General features: G+C 67.0%; 17 protein-coding genes. 6 read left to right on the top strand and 11 right to left on the bottom strand.

What is annotated here, in order from left to right; genetic code table 11:
• Positions 1–2,400: a hypothetical protein gene (locus tag VKF82_00645; protein HME80561.1), complete on the top strand. Its 2,400-nt coding sequence runs from the start codon at positions 1–3 to the stop codon at positions 2,398–2,400.
• On the opposite strand, the gene VKF82_00640 is transcribed toward VKF82_00645, so the two are convergent.
• Positions 2,397–3,176 (bottom strand): hypothetical protein, encoded by a 780-nt coding sequence (locus tag VKF82_00640; protein ID HME80560.1) that lies wholly within the window; start codon positions 3,174–3,176, stop codon positions 2,397–2,399. The two genes, VKF82_00645 and VKF82_00640, sit on opposite strands and share 4 nt — an antisense overlap.
• Between VKF82_00640 and lnt the strand changes: the two genes are divergently transcribed.
• Complete coding sequence (gene lnt, locus VKF82_00635) at positions 3,158–4,666, top strand: apolipoprotein N-acyltransferase (protein ID HME80559.1); 1,509 nt, start codon at positions 3,158–3,160, stop codon at positions 4,664–4,666. The two genes, VKF82_00640 and lnt, sit on opposite strands and share 19 nt — an antisense overlap.
• The gene (locus VKF82_00630; protein HME80558.1) at positions 4,663–5,271 is read left to right on the top strand and encodes a hypothetical protein; all 609 of its coding nucleotides are present in this window, start codon (positions 4,663–4,665) and stop codon (positions 5,269–5,271) included. The genes lnt and VKF82_00630 overlap by 4 nt, the downstream gene beginning before the upstream one ends.
• Here VKF82_00630 and VKF82_00625 read toward each other — a convergent pair.
• Together VKF82_00625 and VKF82_00620 are read right to left on the bottom strand one after the other, a co-directional pair.
• Complete coding sequence (locus VKF82_00625) at positions 5,225–6,319, bottom strand: bifunctional phosphoglucose/phosphomannose isomerase (protein ID HME80557.1); 1,095 nt, start codon at positions 6,317–6,319, stop codon at positions 5,225–5,227. The two genes, VKF82_00630 and VKF82_00625, sit on opposite strands and share 47 nt — an antisense overlap.
• A 73-nt stretch (positions 6,320–6,392) precedes the next feature.
• On the bottom strand, positions 6,393–6,692 hold the full coding sequence (locus VKF82_00620) for a hypothetical protein (protein ID HME80556.1): 300 nt from the start codon (positions 6,690–6,692) through the stop codon (positions 6,393–6,395).
• Positions 6,693–6,921: 229 nt separating this feature from the next.
• Here VKF82_00620 and VKF82_00615 point away from each other — a divergent pair, with 229 nt between their 5' ends.
• Both VKF82_00615 and VKF82_00610 read left to right on the top strand, forming a co-directional pair.
• Complete coding sequence (locus VKF82_00615; protein ID HME80555.1) at positions 6,922–7,599, top strand: hypothetical protein; 678 nt, start codon at positions 6,922–6,924, stop codon at positions 7,597–7,599.
• Positions 7,599–8,366, top strand: a complete 768-nt coding sequence (locus tag VKF82_00610; GenBank protein HME80554.1) for a polysaccharide deacetylase family protein — start codon at positions 7,599–7,601, stop codon at positions 8,364–8,366. The genes VKF82_00615 and VKF82_00610 overlap by 1 nt, the downstream gene beginning before the upstream one ends.
• Before the next feature lie 8 nt (positions 8,367–8,374).
• Here the strand turns inward: VKF82_00610 and coaE are convergent, their stop codons facing one another.
• From coaE to VKF82_00580, 6 genes are all read right to left on the bottom strand, one after another.
• Positions 8,375–8,962, bottom strand: a complete 588-nt coding sequence (gene coaE, locus VKF82_00605) for a dephospho-CoA kinase (protein HME80553.1) — start codon at positions 8,960–8,962, stop codon at positions 8,375–8,377.
• A 108-nt stretch (positions 8,963–9,070) separates the two neighbouring features.
• Positions 9,071–10,234: a S1 RNA-binding domain-containing protein gene (locus VKF82_00600; protein ID HME80552.1), complete on the bottom strand. Its 1,164-nt coding sequence runs from the start codon at positions 10,232–10,234 to the stop codon at positions 9,071–9,073.
• Between the two features lie 66 nt (positions 10,235–10,300).
• Complete coding sequence (gene mutM / locus VKF82_00595; GenBank protein HME80551.1) at positions 10,301–11,101, bottom strand: bifunctional DNA-formamidopyrimidine glycosylase/DNA-(apurinic or apyrimidinic site) lyase; 801 nt, start codon at positions 11,099–11,101, stop codon at positions 10,301–10,303.
• A 3-nt stretch (positions 11,102–11,104) separates the two neighbouring features.
• On the bottom strand, positions 11,105–13,852 hold the full coding sequence (gene polA, locus VKF82_00590; GenBank protein HME80550.1) for a DNA polymerase I: 2,748 nt from the start codon (positions 13,850–13,852) through the stop codon (positions 11,105–11,107).
• Positions 13,853–13,870: 18 nt separating this feature from the next.
• On the bottom strand, positions 13,871–14,299 hold the full coding sequence (locus VKF82_00585) for a hypothetical protein (protein ID HME80549.1): 429 nt from the start codon (positions 14,297–14,299) through the stop codon (positions 13,871–13,873).
• Positions 14,300–14,321: 22 nt separating this feature from the next.
• On the bottom strand, positions 14,322–15,521 hold the full coding sequence (locus VKF82_00580) for an NAD(P)/FAD-dependent oxidoreductase (GenBank protein HME80548.1): 1,200 nt from the start codon (positions 15,519–15,521) through the stop codon (positions 14,322–14,324).
• A 73-nt stretch (positions 15,522–15,594) separates the two neighbouring features.
• Between VKF82_00580 and VKF82_00575 the strand changes: the two genes are divergently transcribed.
• Positions 15,595–16,320 carry a type II CAAX endopeptidase family protein gene (locus VKF82_00575; GenBank protein ID HME80547.1) on the top strand — a complete coding sequence of 242 codons (726 nt, stop codon included), beginning with the start codon at positions 15,595–15,597 and terminating at the stop codon, positions 16,318–16,320.
• Here the strand turns inward: VKF82_00575 and VKF82_00570 are convergent.
• Positions 16,317–17,174: a DUF72 domain-containing protein gene (locus tag VKF82_00570; protein ID HME80546.1), complete on the bottom strand. Its 858-nt coding sequence runs from the start codon at positions 17,172–17,174 to the stop codon at positions 16,317–16,319. The two genes, VKF82_00575 and VKF82_00570, sit on opposite strands and share 4 nt — an antisense overlap.
• On the bottom strand, positions 17,171–17,935 hold the full coding sequence (locus VKF82_00565; protein HME80545.1) for a M14 family metallocarboxypeptidase: 765 nt from the start codon (positions 17,933–17,935) through the stop codon (positions 17,171–17,173). Before VKF82_00565 ends, VKF82_00570 begins: the two co-directional genes overlap by 4 nt.
• Positions 17,936–17,944 lie beyond the last annotated feature (9 nt).

Genomic DNA, 17,944 nt, shown 5'->3' with positions numbered 1-17,944 from the left:
TTGCGCGAACGACGCAGCCGCACGTGGGGAGTCGCCGCCGCAGCCCTCGCTGCGGCGCTGTTCGTGGCCGCGGCCGGCGGCCATGCGAACGCGGACTCAGGCGACCAGAATTCCATAAGCTCGACCCCGTCACCGTCGCCCGTGCCATCTGCGGCTGCCGGCAGTGCCATGCCGATGCCGATGATCACGCCGCCCACCGCACCACCGCAGACGCCGGCGAGCAATCCCACAGGTCCGCCCGATCCGGACTCGTACCCCGTGCTCATCCGTCCGGTGCAGCCGGCTCCGCATGTTTCGGGCGCGCCGGCGGTGAGCGAGACCGCTGCGCCGCCGTCGCCGCCGCCCGGGTTCGGCCGGCTCACCGCCGACCGTCTCTACGGCAAGGCGAACGGAGACATGGACGCCGACGGCCACGTGCTGATCGTCTCTGGCGATTCAAGCATCACCGCTGACCGCGCGCACTACGACGCCGCGACGCGCACCGTGCGCGCCATCGGCAACGTCCACTACGTCGCCGCCAACGGCGACAACGCGACCGCGCAGGCGCTCGACTATGACGTGGGCCGCGATCGCGTCATCATGGACGGGGTCGAGGGGCAAAGCTCGGCGGTCGCCTTTCAATCCGAGCGGATCCACGGGTTCGTCTATTACAAAGGCCAGCGCATCACGATCGACCACAACGGCCACGCGGTGCTCGAGCGCGGGTGGGTGACGACCTGCGACCTGCACCACGTCGCGTACCACATCACCGGCAAAGAGATCGAGCTGCGGCCCAACGACCGGCTCATCGCGCATAGCCCGGCGCTCTACCTGGGCAAGTATCTCGTCGCCGGGCTTGGCATCCTCGTCGTGCCGCTGACGCAAGAAGGCCAACGGCGCCCGAGCGCGATCGCACCGCGCATCGGCTACAACTCCATCTACGGCTTTTTCCTGAAGAACTATATCAATTTCTACTCGAGCCAATATTTCTACGGCACGTACCATATCGATTTCTACCAGAAAGCGGGCATCGGGCTGGGTGTCGATCTGTATTTCGCGCGCCGCGACGGCTCGGGATCGGGCGAGTTCACGATCTACGACCTGCACAGCAATAACTATCAATTCCAGAACACGGGCGTGCGCAACTCGCTGAATTCAGGGCTGACCTACCAGCGCATCTTCTCGCACCACGTCACGCTGTCGGCGAACGCGAGCTACGTGAGCCAGTCGCTGCTCAACACGATTCCGCCGACGCTGTCCGCCAACGTCAACGTCGTGCACAACGGCGCGCGCAGCACGACCAGCTACGGCGGCACGGCGACCACCACCGGGCCGAGCAGCTCGGTGGGCGGGCTCATCAACCACAGCATCGCGTTCTCGCCGGCGTTTTCGGAGAACGTCTCGCTGCAGCTCCAGTACAACAACTCGGTCTTCGCGGCCGGCACGCCGTTCGAATCCAACTCGTATTCGCGCTCGGTGCTCTTCCAGCAGGACACGCGCTACGCCGCGCGCGCGTTCGACGCCGACCTGCTCGTCTCGACCAACCACGGCCAGACGAGCAATACGACCTCGGCCGGTGAGACCACGCAGCCCGTCATCGGGCTGCAAAAGGTGCCGGAGCTCACCATCCGCAGCCGCCCCTTCTCGATCAGCAACCTGCGCCTGCCGCTGCAGCTCACGCTGATCGACGGCGTGTACGACGACGGCTATGACAAGATCACGACTGCGCGCTACGATCTCAACGGACAAGCCGGCACGGCGCTCTACCGGATCGGCGACAGCGCCACCGCGTCCGGACTGGTCGGCATCCGCCAGGACATCTACGGTACCGGCGACGAGCGCGGCGCGATCACCGAGCAGTTCTCGCTGCAGAAATTCTTCGGGCGCCACGCAGACGACACGCTTGCCTATCAGGAGCAGAGCGTGCGCGGCTACACGCCGATGCCGGCCTACGACCTGCTCGTCGGATACGACCAGATCAACGAGACGCTCAACATCTACAACGCGAGCGCGTACCATTTCACGGCGACGACGAACTACGACTTCAAGAACAAGTTCATCGGCTCGATCAACTATCAGATGACGGTCAACCCGTCACCCTATGCGAACGTGCTGCTCGGCGAGTCGTACGATCCCCACGGCACCGGCTACGGCCCGCTCGCCATCACGCTGTCGACGCCGCTCGGGCGCAACGACTACCTGCAGTTCCTCGGCAACTACGACTTCAAGCTGCACGGGCTGCAAGGCCAGAACTACTTTCTGACCCACACGGTCAACGATTGCTATCAGATCCGGCTCGCGTACCGGCAGGCGCTGCACGAGCTCGACATCTCGTTCGTGCTGCTGGCGTTCCCGACCCAAACCGTGAACTTCGGGCTGACCGGCAGCTCGATCTTGCCGCAGAGCTTCGGGTCGCCCTAGCCGGGGGTGACGATGATCTGGCCGCCGGCGATGAACAGATTCGGATTAGCCGGGCCGGACTTGGTCGGCGGCGACGTGAGCTGGTTGAAATACGTCGCGGATTTGGTCAGATCGACCGGCAGATCGTAACCGCTGGTCAACAGGCTACAGCAGCCGAGCTGGTCTTGCGGCACGTGCGTGGGGCTATTGTCGGTCGTGATGTAGTTGACGTGCAGCAGCACTGCCGCGGGCGAGCTGACGGTCGGCGGCTGCGTGCCGTTGGGGTTGGAGCGGATCGAGAGCGCCGCGATGGGCAGCGTGATGGAGAGCGTGTTGTTCACGCCCGTGCCGGTCGACAGGCTCGGGTTGAAGATGAACTGGTTGGTCGTCAAGATGATGGGCACGAAAGTGACGATGCCGCCGGTGCCAAGCGCCTTGTACGCGTAGTTGAAGCCGTTGGGCGCCGCCGTCGTGTCGAAGCCGTAGACGAACTCCTGATCCCAATGGGTGAACGAACCGGCCTGCGCCTCGGCCACCGTCGGCATGCCGGCCGGCTCGCCGGGATTGACGCTCGTGCCGTCCGCGGTCACCGCGTTGACCGCGATGATGTAATCACCTTGCGCCGGGGTGATCGCGCCGGCGACGATCAACTGGAATTGGATCGTGCCGCCGACGACGCTGATCGGCGGCGGCGTGAGGGGGCCTCGCCCGCACGCTCCCAGCAATGCGGCGACGAGCAGGGCGGACGCGGCGCGCGCGAGCGCGAACGATGAGCGTCGTGGCAGGTCGGAATTCATTCTTTCTTCGTCTGCTGGTGGCGATCGCATGCCCGCTGCTCGCGGCGCTGGCGTTTCCGAAAACGGACCTGTGGCCGCTGGCGTTCGTCGCCTTCGCCCCCCTGTTCTGGCTCTGGTCCGAGTCGTCCTGGAAAGCGGCGCTCGGCTGGTGCGTGCTTTCGTGCACGATTTTCTACGCGATCGTGGACCAGTGGATGATCTTCTCGCTCGGCGACGAGATCGGCGCGGCTCGCTTCGTCGCGCTCGGGCTGCTGTCGGTCATCGAGAGCTTGTTCATGGCCGTCGGCGCGGTCGCGATCGCGCTCGTCGCGCGCGGGCGCTTCGGCGCGCCGATGATCTTCGCGGCGCCAGCCGCCTGGCTGATCATGGAGTCGGTGCGCACGAATGGTGAGGCCAGCATGCCGTTCGCGCAGCTCGGCGCCATCGCGCCGCACGTCGCGTGGCTGTTGCCGCTCGCAGCGTACGCGGGGATCTACGGATTGACCGCGATCATCGCGCTGGCCAACGGCGCGGTCGCGGGCCTGCTCTTCGGCGATCGGACCACGCGCGTGGTCGCCGTCGCCGCGCTCGGCTGCCTGGTCGTGCTCGTGGCCATCGGTGACGCGCTGCGCGAAGGCGTCGCAGTGCCGCCGGCCGGCACGAAGATCGCGATCGTGCAAGGCAACGTCTCGCAGCGCGTCAAGTGGTCGCCTGCGCGCTTTGCGCAGACGATCTCCACGTATTCCACGCTCACGCGCCGCGCCGCCGCCGGCGGGTCGCGCATCGTGGTGTGGCCGGAGACCGCGGTCACCGACTACCCGCTCGAGAAGCCCGAGATCCTGGGCCAGCTGCAATACCTCGTGCGCGAGCAGCACGTGTGGCTGCTTGCCGGAACCGTCGACGCGCCGCAGCGCGGCGAGACCTACAACGTCATCATCACGCTCGATCCGCAGGGCCAGCTGCACGACGTCTATCGCAAGCACATCTTGGTGCCGTTCGCCGAGTACCTGCCCTTCGACTCGATCTTCCGCAGCTTGCCAGGCTTCGACCAAGCATCGAACTTCGCCCACGGCCCCGGTGCCGGGCTGTTGACCGTCGAAGGCAATCGTTTCGGCGCGCTTATCTGCTTCGAGTCGGCGTACTCATCGTACGCGCGCCAGACCGCGCTCTTGGGCGCGACCTCGCTGCTCATCATCACCGACGACGCGTGGTTCGGTCCGACCTCAGGCCCGCTTATCCACGCGGACCTGGCGGCCATCGACGCGGTCGAGACGGGCCGCTGGGTGGTGCGCGGGGCCGACACCGGCATCTCGCAATTCATCGACCCGAAAGGCCGCGTCGTCGCGCAGCTGGCACTCGATACCGCGGGCGTGCTCAGCGCGAACATCGGGGCACCGGTCGACACCCCGTACGTGCGCTACGGCGCGGGCTGGCTTGCCGGGCTTGCGCTGGTCGCCTTGCTGATAGCAGCGGTCTCGCCTCCGGCCGTGACGAAAGCGCGCCGCATATGATCCATTTCTTCTACGCCCTCATCGAGGCCGCGTACCGCCGCTGGCCGCTGTGGGCGGGCATCGCCGGCGCCGCCTTCGCGCTGACGATCGTAGGTTTCTTGGTCGCGGGGCTGATGACGCCCGATCTCGTGCCTGCGACCGGCACTTCGAAGATCGTCATCAACCGCATCGCCGGACAAGGGCTGCGCGAGGGCAAGACGAGCTGGCACTTCGCCGCCGAGCGCGCCGAGTTCAGCGTCGACGGCACCGTGCAGACCTACCACAACGCGACTGCGACCTACTACCTGCGCGGCCACCCGATGTACAAGATCACCGCCGGCGAGGTCACCGTCGATACTCGCAGCCTCAACTATTCCGCCGACCAGGGCGTGCACGTGTGGTCGATCGGACTGCCGGAGAACCAGCATTTCATCACGCAGGCGCTGGTCTGGAACAACTCGACGCAGATCCTCAACTGCCCCGGTGACACCGACGTGCTCTATCAGGGAGTGGAGACGCGCACCAACCGGCTCTCGGCGAATCTCGTGACGGGGATGATCTCGACCGGCCAGTCGATCGCTAAGGTCGGGCCGCCTTCGCCAGCTCCGACTTCAGCCAGTCGATGACTACGACCGGCGTGGGATCCTCTCCGTAGGCGTACGCCAGGTAGCAAGACGCGAAATCGCCGAGGTAGACGAGCGACATCGCTCGCGCGAGCCGGCTTTCGCCCGAGCACCACATCTCGGCCACGCACGCCGCGCGTTTCTCGACGATCGTCTTGGTCAACGCGGCGCGCCGGCGGATGCGGTCGGGCTCGCGGTCGTCGCGCAAGAACACGACCGCCAGCTCGCGTTCCGGTCGTTCCTGTGCTGGCCGGCGAGGGCCGTCATGGCCGCTCCATCCCACGATCTCGTTGTGGTCGATCTCCGGCAGAACGCCTGATGCGGCGAACGCTTTTGCGTTTTCGTTGATCTGCGTCTTCCAGCGGTAGGCGACGACCCCGCGCTCGCCTTGCGAGCCGTAGATGACAGGGATGCAGCCGCGCCATTGCATCGCCAACTGCTTTGCGCGGTTGTCCGCTTGGACGACGTCGGGAGCGCACTCATCGCGCACACGCTCGAGGATCGCGACCATCTCGTCAAGGTCGGCGAGCAGATCCGCCGGCATGAGTCCGAGGCGCGCTGCCGCGACGACGAGCGGCACGAATGAATAGCCGAGCGCCGCGCGCGGCTGCAAGCCCCCCGGGATGAGGATCGCCGGCACGCCGTCTTTCGCGCAGCGCGCCGCCAGCTCGCCGCCGGTGGTGACAGCCAGCAACGCGGCGCGTGCTTTGCGAGCGGCGGCGTAGGCCGAAAGCGTCTCTTCGGTGTTGCCCGAGTAGCTGGCGGCGATGACGAGCGAGTCGGCGCCGACGAACTCCGGCAGGTGGTAGTCGCGCGACACCTCGACGGGCATGCGCAGCACGTCTTCGAAGATCGAGCGCAGCAGATCGCCGCCGATCGCCGAGCCGCCCATGCCTGCCACGACGGCGTTGGCGAACACGCGTCCTTGCAGCGGCTCAAGGGCCGCACTCGAGGCGATCTCCCTGGCACGCACGCATTGATCGGGCAGCGAGAGGATCGCGCCCATCATGTTCTCTGGATCGGCCTTCGTGAGATCGATGGCGTCGAGCATCGCGTGCCCCCGTCCTTGGAAAGGGAAACGGCGCGGAGACGCATCCGTCCCCGCGCCGCGCTTCGACCCTCTCTTAGGAGGCCGCCTTCTTCGCCTCTTCGATCAGGCGCTTGACCTTTTGGCCGCCCTTGTGCCCGATCGCCTCATAGAAGCCGGTTCCATACTTGTCCTTGACTGCGTTGCCGCCTTTTTGGCCGATGCTGCCGTAGAAACCGGCACCGTGCCGCTCCTTGGTGCGCTCGCCGCCCTTGCGCCCGATCTCCTCGTAGAATGAGGGTCCGTACTTTTTGCGCACCGCGTCGCCGCCCTTTTTGCCGGCCTCACGCACCGTCATCGCGGGGCTGCGGCCTTCTTGGTCTGTTGTTTCTTCCATCTCACCTTCGCCTCGGTTTGGCGGCAGACGTCGCTTGCGCACCTCGATAAGCGGCTGCCTACTCGTCGTGGAAACGTACGGGGCATGCGAAACGTGCCATGGCGTCCCGAGGGCCTCGCGGTCCTCACCGGGAATTAATCCGCGTCAGGTCGGGTCTCTTGACCCGGCGCTGATTGCGCGTGACAAGGATGCGGGAGACGAATCGCTTGACTGAACCGTTAATCCTGACGTGAGGATCTTCTGCGCCGGTGCGTTAGCAGCCGGCGTTCTTTGCGGCGCATTGACCCCTGCCTCGGCCGCCGGTCACTCCGGCGCCGGGGACCCGCCGAGCGCGTCCATCCGCGTCGTACACGCCGGCGCCAACGCCGTGCCTCTCAGTTCGGTCGGACGCGCGCTTGCCGCCTCGCAGTCGGCAGGACTCGCGACGCGTGAATCGGTCATCGAGCGAGGCGTCGCGCCCGGAACCACGCCCTACGGAGAGCGGCCCTGGATCGAAGGCTACGACCCGGCGCGCGAGGACGAGCTGTTCCGCGCCACCTATGCGCTGCTGCCCACGCATAACATCCTCAAGATCTACGTCTCAGACGCCGGGGACTACGATGCCGCGGGCATTCGCTTCTCCGCGCGCGTCCCCCATACGATGCGCGATATCGAGGCGTCCGAGATGGAGCACGAGGCGGCGTTGTTGGTCCGCACGGCGTTCGACCGCTTCCCCGGCCTGCAGGCGCTCGACATCTGGGCCACGATTCCCGTCGACAAGAGCGAGCTGACCAGCGTCGAGAACACCGTGTTCTCCATTTCAGCCGATCGCGCCACGTATTCCGCGATCCGCACCCGCGGACTGTCCGATGAAGCGTTCTTGTCAGCGTTCGGACGCGTATGGCTGGCGCCGCAGGTGCCGCGCTGATGCGCCGCACTGCGATCGTCGCGTTCGCTATGGCGGCCGGCGCGGCGATGACGATGCTCGCTTCGGCGCCGGCAGCGGCCGTCGACAGCCCGATCGCGGGCGCCGATAGGCTGCCAGCGAACGAGCAGCCGCACCCCGCCGGGATGGCGCCGGACGGCCGCGTCTGGTTCGTGCCGATGCAGCGCAAAGAGATCGCGCTGACGTTCGACGACGGGCCCTATCCCTTCTATACGCCGCTGCTGCTGCACCAGCTCGAGTCTGACGGCACTCACGCCACTTTCTTCCTGGTCGGGCGCACCATGCAAGAGTACCCGCAGCTGGTCGAGCGCATCGTCTCCTCTGGCGACGAGATCGGCAACCACACGTTCAACCATTTCACGCTGCCGGGTTTGTCCGACGACGAGATCGCGGATCAGATCACGACCTGCGGCTCGCTCATCGAGACCTATACCGGCGGCACGCCGACGCTGTTCCGGCCTCCGCACGGCCACTACGACACCCGCGTCGTCGAGATCGCGCGCAAGCTCGGCTATCGCGTGATCCTGTGGAGCGACGCTCCTGACGATGCGAAAGCGGACGCCACCGAAGAGCCGGTGCCGGTCATCGTGGAACGGGTGATCGCGCATGCCAAACCGGGCGGCATCGTGCTCCTGCACAGCGGCCAGTACAACACCATCGTCGCGCTGCCCGAGATCATCGCGGATCTGCGCGCGTCAGGCTACACGTTCGTCACCGTGACGCAGCTGCTCGCGGATCAGGATCAGTAAGACCGGACCTACGCGCCCGCGAACCGGTGCCAGACCGCGTCGACCTGACGCGTGAGGCGGTCGATATCGCCGTCGTTGTTGATCACATAGCGAGCGCGGCGCGCGTATTCGTCGTCGGCGAGTTGCGCGCTCATGCGGGCGGCGACCGCCTCTTCATTCATCTGATCGCGCTGGGCGACGCGCGAGCGGCGCATGTCGGGGTCGGCGATGACCGCGACGGTCGTATCGCATACCTCATCGAAACCTGACTCGAATAGCAACGGCACGACGACGATCACGATCGCGCCGGTGGGCTGTTCTTGAAGGCGTGCGACCGCGCGCTCGCGGATCGCCGGATGCGTCAGGCGGTTGAGGAGTTCGCGTTTGCGAGGATCGGCGAACACGATCCGGGCCATCGCTTCGCGGTCGAGCCGGCCGTCTGGCGTCAAGACGCCGGGGCCGAATTCATAATGGATCGCGTCGAGCACGGCGCTCGGCGGCTCCACAACCTCGCGCGCGATCGCGTCCGTATCGATGATGTTCGCACCGTGGGCCGCGAACATACCGGCAACAGTGGACTTACCGGACCCGATCCCCCCTGTCAGTCCGACGACCATGGGCGGATATTACAGGACGACCCGCGCGGCCCCCCTTTTGCAACCGAAAAGCGCGCCCATCGGGCGCGCTCATCATGTCGATCGTGGGGATCTTTCGTGCGTCGTCGTCTATGTAGCCGCGTCAGCCGTCTCTTCGGCCGCGGCCGGCGGCTCCGCCGCTTCGTTCTCGTCGCTTGCTTGCACGTCGCTCGCGTCGGCGTCGTCCGACTCGGCTTTGTTCACGCTCGCGTTGATGCGCCGCGACGCGGCGTTGATCGACAGCAGCTTGACGTTGAGCTGCTCGCCGACCGCCACCGGTTTGGCCGGATCGAATTCGGACTTCGGCACCATCCCGGTGACGCCGGGCAGCACTTCGACCAGCAAGTAGTTCGACGTGGCCTTGATGAGCGTCGCTGGCACGATCTGGCCTTCGCTGAGCTGATCGGGAACCGTCTTCCACGGATCCTCGAGCGAGTGCTTGAGCGACAGGCTCACCTTGCGCGCTTCCGAGTCGAACTTCATGATCTCGACCTGGACCTTGTCGCCGATCTGCACCGCCTCGCTGGGGTGCTTGATGCGCGACCATGACAGCTCGCTGTTGTGGATCAGGCCGTCGACGCCGCCCAAGTCGACGAACGCGCCGAAGTCCGCCAAGCGGACGACCGTGCCTTCGCGGATCTGCCCAGGCTGCAGGGTCGACAGCAGCTCTTGCTTCTTCTGATTGAGCTCTTCTTCGAGCACGACGCGCTGGCTCAAGACCACGCGCCGGCGCTTGTGATCGAGATCGATCACCTTGAGGCGCAGCACTTTGCCGACCATCTCTTCGAGATTGCCGACCGGATGCCGGCGGATCTGCGACGCAGGCACGAATCCGCGCATGCCGAGGTCGACGAGCACGCCGCCCTTGACGACTTGGGTCACGGTCGCCGTGATCGCCTCGTTGTTCTCGTGCGCTTCGAGCACGCGCTCCCACGTCTTGAGCGCGCGCGCACGGCGCTCCGACAGGTACATCGCGCCGTCGCCATCGCCGTCGATGCGGTGCACGAGCACCTCGAGCGTGCCGCCGACCTTCAGATCGGCGATGCGCATGCCGGGCGAGAGCTCGCGCGCCGTCACGATGCCTTCGGATTTCCCGCCGATGTCGACGAGCAGTTCGTCGTGCGTCTTGGCGACGATCACGCCGGTGAGCACTTGGCCCTCATCGAGCGTCCGCAGACTTGCTTCATACAGCTGCTGCTCGAGCGCGAATTCGTCTTGCTCCGTCGTTTGCGGGTCCGCCGGTATATCAGTCATTAACAAAAGTTAACCTATCCCTCTTCCGAGTTATTTCGTCTTGGATGTCGCGTGGAACGAACTGGATCAGTGCTGGCACACGGGGCAGAAAAACGTCCCTCGTTGCGCGAGGACAACCCGCCTGATCGCCGTCTTGCAGCGGCGACACGGCAAACCACCACGCCCGTAGACAGCGAGTTTCTTCTGAAACCCCCCCGGCATTCCTGCACCGTCGACGTAGTCGTCGACGCTGGAACCCCGATGGAATATGGCATTGCGCAACACTTTGCGCAGGCTCGACAACAACGCTGCGGCGTGCGCGAGGGTGAGGCGACCCGCAGGCTTGCTCGGGCGGATGCGGGCGCGATACAGCGCTTCGCACGCGTAGATGTTGCCGACACCGGAGAGGCGGCGCTGATCGAGCAGCCACGTCTTGATCGCGGTGCGCCGGCCGCGCAGCAGCTCGCGCAAGCGCACGGGCGTGAGCGCCGGGTCGAACGGGTCGATGCCGACGCCGAGCGTGTCCTGCGGGTCGCCCTCGAACAGCCGCCAGCGGCCGAACTTGCGCGCGTCGGAGAAGACGAGCGCGCCGCCGTCTTCGAAGCGCAGCGTGAGGCGCGTGTGCGGCAGCTCGGCCGGCGGATCCGCGATGAGCCTGCCGGTCATGCGCAGATGCACGGCGGCGTGGCGGCCGCTGCTCAGATCGAACAGCACGTACTTGCCCAGCCTGCGCACGGCTGCGATGGTCTCGCCTTTGAGCGCGCGCGCCGCAAGGCCGCGCGGGTCGACCGTGCGCGGCCACCGGACGTCGACGCTCTTGATCGTGCGTCCGCTCACGCTGCGCGCGAGACCGCGCGCGATGGTCTCGACTTCGGGAAGCTCGGGCATGGTCTAGTCGTCGGCCGCTTCGGCTTCGCCCCAGGTCGGGCCGACCTTGAAGTCCACCGTCAGCGGCACGCTCAGCTCAATCGCGTGCTCCATCGCCTCTTTCACGAGCGCGCGCACGGCCGGCACGTTCGCGCTCGGCACGTCGAGGATCAACTCGTCGTGGACCTGCAGCGCGAGGCGCGCGCCGAGATCGCGCCGCGCAAGCTCGCCGGCCACGCGGATCATCGCGATCTTGATGAGGTCGGCGGCGCTGCCTTGGAGCGGAGCGTTGATCGCCATTCGTTCGGCGGCCGCGCGCAGACCGTAGTTGCGCGAGCGCAGGTCAGGCAGGTAGCGGCGCCGGCCCATGAGCGTGGTGACGTATCCCTCTTCGCGCGCGCGCTCGAGCGCGCCGTCGATGTATTCGCGCACGCGGGGGAAGCGGGTGAAGTACGCGCCGATGAACTCGCGCGCTTCCTCGCGCGAGAAGCCCACGCTTTGCGCGAGGCCGAACTCGCCTTGGCCGTAGAGGATGCCGAAGTTGACCGCCTTGGCGCGCCGGCGCATCTCCGCGTCGACCTTCTCGTCAACGCCGATATCGAACACGGCGCGCGCCGCGAACTCGTGGATGTCCTCACCGCGCGCGAACGCGTCGATGAGATTCGGGTCTTGCGACACGTGCGCGAACAGGCGCAGCTCGATCTGCGAATAGTCGGCCGCCAGCAACAGGTCGCCGGGTGTCGGCGCGAGGAATGCGCGCCGGATCTCTCGTCCGATCGCGCTGCGGATCGGGATGTTCTGCAGGTTCGGGTCGCTGCTCGACAACCGGCCGGTGGCGGCGCCGAGCTGATGGAAGGTCGTATGCAGCAGGCCCGTGCGCCCATCGATGAGCGCCGGCAGTGCGTCGACGTACGTGCCTTTGAGCTTGGCGACCTCGCGGAACTCAAGCACCTTGGCGGCGATGTCGTGCTCCGCCGCGAGCGGCGCGAGCACGTCGATGCCGGTGGCATAGCCGGTCTTGGTCTTGCCGCCGTGCGGCAGCGCGAGCTTCTCGAACAGCACGTCGCCCAGCGCCTTAGGCGAGTTGATGTTGAACTCGTGACCGGCGATGGCATAGATCGCCGCCGACGTCTGCGCCATGACGTGCTCGAGATGCGCGCGGATGCGCGCGAGCTCGCCGAGATCGAGACGGAAGCCGGCGCGCTCCATCGCCGCGAGCACCGGCGCGAGCGGCTGTTCTATATCGCGCAGCACCACGTCCATCTCTGCCGCGGTGATGCGTTCGCGCAGGAGCGGTGCGGCGCGCAGCAGCGCGTCGGCGGCCGATGCGTGGACCGCCTCGAGCGCCGCGGACTGCTCGAAGAGATCGTTGCGCGCGGTCTGCGGCGCCGCTGGCGTGTGGATCGCGGCAGCGCCCACGAACGCGAGCGTGTCGGCGAGCGGAGGATCGACGCGGCCGCCGTCGAGCAGACCGTGAGCTAGCTGCGCATCGAACGCCACGCCGGCAAGCTCCAGATGGTTGGCGGCCGACCAACCGGCGAGCGCTTTGCTGTTGTGGACGATCTTCGTCGCGCGTTCGTCGGCCAACAGCTGCGCGAGCTGTTCGCGCACGGCGGCGTCGTGCAGCGCGAGCGCTGAAGGAATGGCATCGGCCTTGCCGGCTTCCGATGAGACGGCGAAAGCGAGCGGTTCGGGGCTGCGCCAGTCGCCGAGCTCGGGCAGCGTGGTGAGCGCCACCTCCGGGGCTCGCCGTGCCGCCGCCAGCGCATCGAGCGCCGCAAATCGGTCGGCGATCACGCGGTAGGCAGTGGGAATGATGGCGATAGCCGGCGCCGATACCTGCGCCGCTGCAGGCGAACCGCCGTCGGCAGCGTTGGTTTGCGACGCGGGTGGCGACGACCGGCCCGGCATCGAGGTCATCAGCGATCTGAACCCGAGCTCGCCGAAGAGCTCGTTGCGGGCGCTCGGATCGCCGGCGCGCAGCTCGCAGTCCTCCCAACGAAGGGGGATCGCCAGATCCCGTTTGGCGGTCGACACCTCGCGACAGGCGCGGGCTTGATCGGCGTAGCGGGTCAACAGCTCGCCGATGCGTTTGGGCGAGACGTCGGCCGCATGCGCGAGCGCTTCGTCAAGCGATCCGTACTGCGCGATAAGGCGCGCGGCGGTCTTCTCTCCGATCCCGGGCACGCCGGCCAGATTATCCGATGGATCGCCTTTGAGTCCGCGATAGTCGGGGAGCTGCTGGGGCGAGAGCCCGTAGCGTTCGCGCACCGCGGCCTCGTCGTAGCGCGTCATGTCGGAGATGCCGCGGCGCGTCACGACCACGGTCACGTTGTCGTCGACCAGCTGCAGCAGGTCAAGATCGCCCGACACGATGATCGTGCGCAGTCCCTCGCCCGAAGCGCGCGTGGCCAATGTGGCGATGCAGTCGTCGGCCTCTTCGCCCTCGACTTCGACGATCGGGATGCCGTATGCGGCGAGCACGCGGCGGACGATCGGGAATTGGGAATCCAGATCGTCGGGCGTCGCCGGGCGGTGCGCTTTGTAGTCCGGATAGGCCTCGAGGCGCTCGGGCGGTATGCCGGCGTCCCAACACGCCACCACATGCGTCGGTTTCTCGTCGTTGAGCACGCGGTTGAGCATGCGCTCGAAGCCATAGACCGCGTTGACCGGACGGCCGTCCGGCGCGGTCAAAGGCGGCAACGCGAAATACGCCCGATAGACGAGCGCGTAGACGTCGATGAGCAGCAGCGTGCGCCCGCCGGATGACATCGCTTGCCTAGGTCTGGGCTACGGCGAGTACGACAAGCGCGCGACCGTGATCCCCATTGGAACGCGGAAACCAAGCGACAGGTCGACCGGTTTGCCCGGGTCGAGCAGACCGCCGATGGCGAAATTCGGGATGTGGATATCGCCGCCGTCGAGGGCGCGGTACTGCGCCAGCGTATTCTGATCGATCAAGACGAAATGCTCGGGCGACATCGCTTGCGGGATAGGGTCGTGATTGGTATAGGTCACATCCATGACCAAGATCGCGTTGTTGTAGTCGTTGGCGTTCTGGGATGCGTAGATGTTCTCGTTGTGGAGGACGAATGAGCTGGTGTCGACCGTGATGCCGGCCAACGTGGGATTGGGCGTGGTCTTGCAGCCAACGAGCACCAGCGCGACCACGACGGCGAGGAGGAGCGCGCGTGCAGCGCGGATGTGTGAATGTTTCATAGAAGCGGGCTTTTCGGCGGTGTCATCCAGCGGGCCTGTGCGCGAGGTGCGCCCGATGCGCGCGGCGCGCAGGACCGATCCGAGAGAACGACCCGCGCCCGAAGAACACGTGTTGCGCAAGGCGGCGCGCTAACGGCGAGGCGAACGCAGCGCACGCGAGTTCGAGCATGCGTTCACCGGAAATCCTCAGCAGCGCGCGCAGCGCTCGGCGCGCGACGAAGCGGGACGCGAACGCGCGACCGTCATAGCGTGCGAGCGCGCCGCTTTCGGGCCTGGCCAGATGCTCGGGAATGACACGCACGGCGATTTCGGAGAGGCGCACGCATCCGTCGAGGCCGCCGGCGGTCAACGGCGACACTGCGCCTGCCGCGTCGCCGACGAGCAACCCGCGAGCGCACGCGATGTCTGCGAGCAGTCCGTTGGCGGGGATCAGCCCGCCGCGCCGCTCGCTTCGACGCGCGCGCGAAAGATCGAGGATGCCGCTCTCGCCGGCGAACGACCTCAAGGAATCGCTCGGCATGACCCTATCCGCGTCGCCGGCCAGCCCGACGTGCGCGCTCGTGCCGGCGTGCGCCATCCACGCGATGTATCCCGGAGCAAGGCGCGGATCGAGCACGCAGTGCAAGGCCGGCGGCGCGGCCGGCGGCGCATCTTCATACACGTCCTCGATGCCCGACAGAAACTCGCGGTTGCTCGACAACCCAAGTCCGGTCGCCACCCGCGAGCGAGCGCCGTCGGCGCCGACGATGAAGCGCACCGCGATTTCGGATCCGGTGGACAAGCGCAGCATCTGCGGCGACGTGGGAGATGCCCCAAGGTAGCGCGTGCTCGGCCTGAAGCGCACGCCGGCGCGCAGACAATCGTCGAGCAGCCGGCGGTAGATCCCGCGCATGTCGGCGATCCAGAACTCGTCGCGCGGGCTTGCGAATTCGATCGACCTGCGCCGCGGAGAATACAGGACGGCGGTGCGGATCGCAGGTCCGAGACAGGCGCTCGGCAGATCGAAATCTTCGCGTGTGGTGCGCACGAAGATGCCCGTGGTGCGCACGAACTCGTCGACCGCGCGATGGGCGTCGATGAGGAGCACGCCGACACCGCGGCGCGCCAGCCCGCGTGCGCACCACAGTCCGGCAAGTCCTGCGCCCACGACGGCGACGTCGTATCGTTCCAGGCGAAACCGCCCTCTCTTCTGGCTATGCTTTGCAACGCAAAGCTCAGGCATCATTTGCTTTGCAAGGCAAAGTAACCTGCCTGGCTGGATGGATGCGCGCGCGCCTGAGGGAAGCCCAGTGCTGATGCACATCGGCGGCTTGCCCACCCTCATGATCTTCCTCGCGCTGGCGCTCATCTTGGTGGTGGCGCCGCTGGCAAGTGCGCTGCTCGCACGGCGCGCGCGCAGCGGCGAACGCGCCAGGCACGCCCGCTACGCGCGGTCCCTGCTCATCCTGTGGTCGATGACGTGGCTCTCGATCTACGCGCTCTCGCTCTGGGGCCAGCGGCCCGCCGACGTCGGGTGGGTGCCGCCGGACAATCCGATCTACCCCTACCTGCTGGTCCTCACATTCATCGGCGTCTTGGCCGTTCTGGGCGCACGCGCGATCCGCTCGGTCGATCCAGGGTACGCGCAACGCATCCGGCTCATCGCGCCCGTGACCGCGCGGGATTGGTTGTGGTACGTGCCGGTCGCCCTGTCCGCCGGCATCTGCGAAGAATTCTTATATCGCGGCTACGCGCTGCACGTCGTCGCAGCGCTCACCCACAGCCTGGTGGCCGGCGTCGTCGTGTCGACGGCGGCGTTCGGCATCGCGCACATGTATCAGGGGCGCCGCGGCGTGATCGGCACGACCGTATTCGGACTCGTCTTCGCATTCGTCGTGGTCGTGTGGGGCTCGCTCTGGCCGTGCATGATCGCGCACGCACTGCAGGACCTCATCGGTGGCGCCCTCGTGTCGCGCCGCCTGGCCTCGATGCCCGAGGCGAACCCCGACGAGCAGCTCCCGGCCGAGCCCGCCGCCTCCTAGAGAAGCCGTGGCTGCGCCGCGGGGCCGTCGCCCTCATGCGATATATCGTCTGGAACGATGTCGCCGGTGAGCGGCGCCAGCATGCGACGCATCTCCATCGCGTTAAGCGCGGCGCGGCCCAGATGATGGTTGTTGAAGAACACGAAGGTGGTCTGCGCACCAGCGGCGACCTCGCCGATGCGCGGCAGCCACGACTCGAGCTCGCGCTCCGAATACTCGTAGGAGTAGCGTTCGTGCGACGCACGCTCTTGCCGCCACCATTTCTCGTAATTGCGCCCGTGGAAGCGCACGTACCCGATGGACGACGTCACTTCGGCGCCCGGCCGAAGCAGCGAACCGAATTGCGGTTCATCGACGTTGCACCAACCGAGATCCAGCTCGCGCAGGCGCGCGAGGATGTCGGGCCGCTGCCAATCGCGGTGGCGGAACTCGCAGACCAGCGGGAGGCGCGGCCACCACTCGCGCAGCTCCTCGAGCCGACGCCGGCCGTCCGCGGTCGGGCGGAATCCGTGCGGGAATTGCGCTAGCACGGCTCCGAGCTTATGGGCCGCAGTGAGAGGTGCGACGCACTCGGCAAAACCGGCAAGCTCGCTCGCCAGCGGCTGCGCATCCGCGGGCACGTGCGTCACGCTGCCCGGCGCCTTCACGGTGAAGGTGAACGATGCCGGTGTGCGGGCCGCCATGCGTTCGAAGAGCTGCGGCGCGGGAATAGCGTAATACGTGCTGTCGATCTCGACCGCGGTGAAGCTGCGCGCGTAGAACTCGAGCATCTGCACGCTCTTGGTGCCCGCGGGATAGAACGGCCCGACCCAATCGCGATACGAGAATCCGCAGGTCCCGACGAGGATCGTCACGCGCTGCGCATTCCGGCGATGGCGGTGTCGATCGCGGCGTGGTGCATCGCCACGCGCGCCGGCAGCGGCAACTGCGCAGGCGACTCCGGCACGAGCGAATGTTCGCTGTGGCGTTCGAACAGATAGATCGAGAAGAAGCCGACGAGCGGCGACAGCGTCTCTTCCGCGGGCTCGACGCAGCCGTCGATGAGCGCCCGGCCCTCCACGGTCGGCGCATCGCTGATCGGCAGGCCGATGGCGCGCACCGCGGCGACGATGGCCGAGCACACCGGCGCGCGGCCGCCACGCACGTGCTCGTACAGGTAGAAGCCGGGCGCCTCGCTATCTTCGTGGAGATCGATGCCGCAGTCGAAGCGCCGCCCGTCAAGCGTCCAGCGGACGAGCTCCGCCTCGTACGGCGCCCGCTCGAGCCCGAAGGTGCGGTTGAGATCGATGCCGAGGTCGTTCACGCGCGTGCCCGCGACGAAACCGATGGGGTTGACGCAGGGCAGCGCGGTGATGCCGATGTCCTGCGGCAGCGCGGGCCGTTCGAGAAACGCGACCAACGCCTCGACGCCCGCCGGTTCGTCGCCGTGGATGCCGGCGCTGATGACGACGCGGGGCCCGTGCGCCGGACCGCATTCGAGCGCGAAGACCGGCAGCGCGTAGCCCGAACGGCGCAGCACGTCGACGACCGAAAGACGTACGTCGGAGCGGCGCCCGAGCTCCTCGAGGCGCCGAATGATTTGCGTGTAGCGCCCGATCGCCATCGCACGCGGCATGACATCGGC

The sequence above is a fragment of the Candidatus Eremiobacteraceae bacterium genome (genome assembly GCA_035314825.1).
In the GTDB taxonomy this organism is placed as follows: Bacteria; Vulcanimicrobiota; Vulcanimicrobiia; order Eremiobacterales; family Eremiobacteraceae; genus JAFAHD01.
The sequence above is the reverse complement of the archived record's forward strand: the minus strand, read 5'-3'. Positions and strand labels throughout refer to the sequence as shown.

What these genes read in the sequence shown, in the direction of transcription:
- VKF82_00600 (HME80552.1), bottom strand. Translation starts at nt 10,234, where the DNA reads ATGACTGATATACCGGCGGACCCGCAAACGACGGAGCAAGACGAATTC.
- VKF82_00630 (HME80558.1), top strand. Translation starts at nt 4,663, where the DNA reads ATGATCCATTTCTTCTACGCCCTCATCGAGGCCGCGTACCGCCGCTGG.
- VKF82_00610 (HME80554.1), top strand. Translation starts at nt 7,599, where the DNA reads ATGCGCCGCACTGCGATCGTCGCGTTCGCTATGGCGGCCGGCGCGGCG.
- VKF82_00625 (HME80557.1), bottom strand. Translation starts at nt 6,319, where the DNA reads ATGCTCGACGCCATCGATCTCACGAAGGCCGATCCAGAGAACATGATG.
- VKF82_00585 (HME80549.1), bottom strand. Translation starts at nt 14,299, where the DNA reads ATGAAACATTCACACATCCGCGCTGCACGCGCGCTCCTCCTCGCCGTC.
- VKF82_00620 (HME80556.1), bottom strand. Translation starts at nt 6,692, where the DNA reads ATGGAAGAAACAACAGACCAAGAAGGCCGCAGCCCCGCGATGACGGTG.
- VKF82_00580 (HME80548.1), bottom strand. Translation starts at nt 15,521, where the DNA reads ATGCCTGAGCTTTGCGTTGCAAAGCATAGCCAGAAGAGAGGGCGGTTT.
- VKF82_00575 (HME80547.1), top strand. Translation starts at nt 15,595, where the DNA reads ATGCACATCGGCGGCTTGCCCACCCTCATGATCTTCCTCGCGCTGGCG.
- coaE (HME80553.1), bottom strand. Translation starts at nt 8,962, where the DNA reads ATGGTCGTCGGACTGACAGGGGGGATCGGGTCCGGTAAGTCCACTGTT.
- mutM (HME80551.1), bottom strand. Translation starts at nt 11,101, where the DNA reads ATGCCCGAGCTTCCCGAAGTCGAGACCATCGCGCGCGGTCTCGCGCGC.
- VKF82_00565 (HME80545.1), bottom strand. Translation starts at nt 17,935, where the DNA reads ATGCCGCGTGCGATGGCGATCGGGCGCTACACGCAAATCATTCGGCGC.
- polA (HME80550.1), bottom strand. Translation starts at nt 13,852, where the DNA reads ATGTCATCCGGCGGGCGCACGCTGCTGCTCATCGACGTCTACGCGCTC.
- VKF82_00640 (HME80560.1), bottom strand. Translation starts at nt 3,176, where the DNA reads ATGAATTCCGACCTGCCACGACGCTCATCGTTCGCGCTCGCGCGCGCC.